The sequence below is a fragment of the Dietzia sp. DQ12-76 genome (genome assembly GCF_014145045.1).
Lineage (GTDB): Bacteria > Actinomycetota > Actinomycetes > Mycobacteriales > Mycobacteriaceae > Dietzia.
This window is the reverse complement of sequence record NZ_JAALDV010000390.1, coordinates 1-1,769: the sequence shown is the minus strand read 5'-3', so window position 1 is coordinate 1,769 and position 1,769 is coordinate 1. Positions and strand designations below refer to the sequence as shown.

The window sequence follows — 1,769 nt, the reverse complement described above, 5'->3', positions numbered from 1 at the left end:
GGCGACCGCCGCCGCCGAGTACCGCCGGTCGGCCGGGCCGGCGGCGCGCAGGTCATCCGACCGCAGGACCTCGGCCTTCAACGCCGCCGCCAGTGGCACGGCCAGCGTGGACTTGCCCGACCCGGACACCCCTCCCACGAGGACCAACCTGACGCGGCCGCGCAAGAGGGCGTCTACTCCCTGATCCGCCAGTTCCAGGGCGTGCCGAGCATGCGCACCTCCGCTCCCGGTCTGGTCGGCGCGGATGGCGGTGACCTTGGACCGCACGACCGCGCGGTACCCGATGTAGTGATGGACGAGGGAGGGCGGGGCGTCATCACCGGAGAAGTCCCGGTACGCCCGGAGGAAGGCCTCCGCGAGGTCCCGTGCCCCCGCCCTGTCGAGGTCCATGGCCAGGAACCCGGCGTCGAGCATGGCGTCCCCGAACCTGAGCCGGTCGTCGAACTCGAGACAGTCGATCACACGCGGCCCGTCGTCCTCGAGGTAGATGTCGGCCGCGAGCAGGTCCCCGTGACCGTCGACCACCCGGCCTGCGTCCACGCGTGCCCGTAGGAGCCGGCGCCGTCCGCGCAGGTACTCCCCCGCGAGCCACTCGAGGTCGTCGACGATCTCCGGTGCGTCCTCGCCCACGCTCAGACGGCGCAGGTGTGCGATCGACTCCCCCCACAGACCGGCCACGGCGTCCGCCGTGCCCATGGCCTCGATCTGCCCGGAGCGGGGGCTCGCGGCGTGCAGACGAGCGAGTTGCCGGCCCACCTCCCGCACGCCCACCACGAGATCCGGATCGCCGGCCCGTCCGATGCCCGAGACCCGTGACCGCACCAGCGACTCCAGGCTCCGGTCGGCGGGGAGACGACGCATCCTGACCACGTGGTCGATCACCTCGCCCTCGGGATCGCGGACCTCGAGCACGCCGTCGTAGACGTCCGGCGCCATGCGACTGTTGAGCTCGACCTCCCGCCGACTCTGCTCGGCGCGGGCCCGGACCGTGGTGTTGTCGAGGAAACCGAGGTCGATCGGTTTGCGCACTTTGTGAGCCTGGTCACCATAGAGCACGATGAGAGCACTGTGCGTCTCCACGACGCCAGGCGGCGCTCCCGATGTCGGATCCGAATGCGCAGGCGTGGCCATAACGCCAGCCTAGGCAGGTGCGACGCGGCCCGCCGCCGAGTCGGGGATACGGGTGACCACGACCCCTCGCGACCGATGACCGAAGTGTTACCTCAAGGAACACTCAGCATTTGACCCCCTGACAGGGCCGGAGTCCGCTTGTAGGGTCACCGACGCATCTCGCTCTGGTCGAGGTGTCCGCGATGAGAGCCATCGGGGTCAATGAAGATGGGAGCTGTTCATTACATGACGAACACCCACCGGAAGACCACCAACCGCACCACCGCCAAGATCGCCGCCGTCGGCGCGTTCGGACTGGGTGCCGCCATCGCGTTCCCCGGCCTCGCGGCCGCGCAGGAGGCACCGTCCGGGAGCCTCGAGGGACTCGCGGGCGACACCGGCAGCCTCACGGAGATCGCGGGTGAGGACGGCAGCCTCGGCGACCTCGGACTCGGCACCGACCTCGCCGTGGACCTGGGAAGCCTCGCCTTCAACCTGAACCTCGATGCCGAGGCGTCCAACCCGGGCTCGGTCGAGCTCGGCAGCCTCGGCGTCTCGCCCAACACCGGCAGCGCCCTGATCGACGGCGGCGCCGCCGATGCGGGCACGGGCTCGCTGGACACCGGTTCGCTGACCGGCTCCGCCGACGAGGGCACCGA

At 70.7% G+C, this 1,769-nt stretch carries 2 protein-coding genes; one reads left to right on the top strand and one right to left on the bottom strand.

The genetic code is table 11. The features are described from left to right. On the bottom strand, positions 1-1,029 hold a 1,029-nt coding region (locus tag G6019_RS13050), incomplete at its 3' end, for an AAA family ATPase (RefSeq protein WP_309230225.1). Positions 1,030-1,356: 327 nt separating this feature from the next. Here G6019_RS13050 and G6019_RS13045 point away from each other — a divergent pair. Beyond that, a partial coding sequence (locus G6019_RS13045) for a hypothetical protein (RefSeq protein WP_241726038.1) occupies positions 1,357-1,769 on the top strand: 413 nt, incomplete at its 3' end.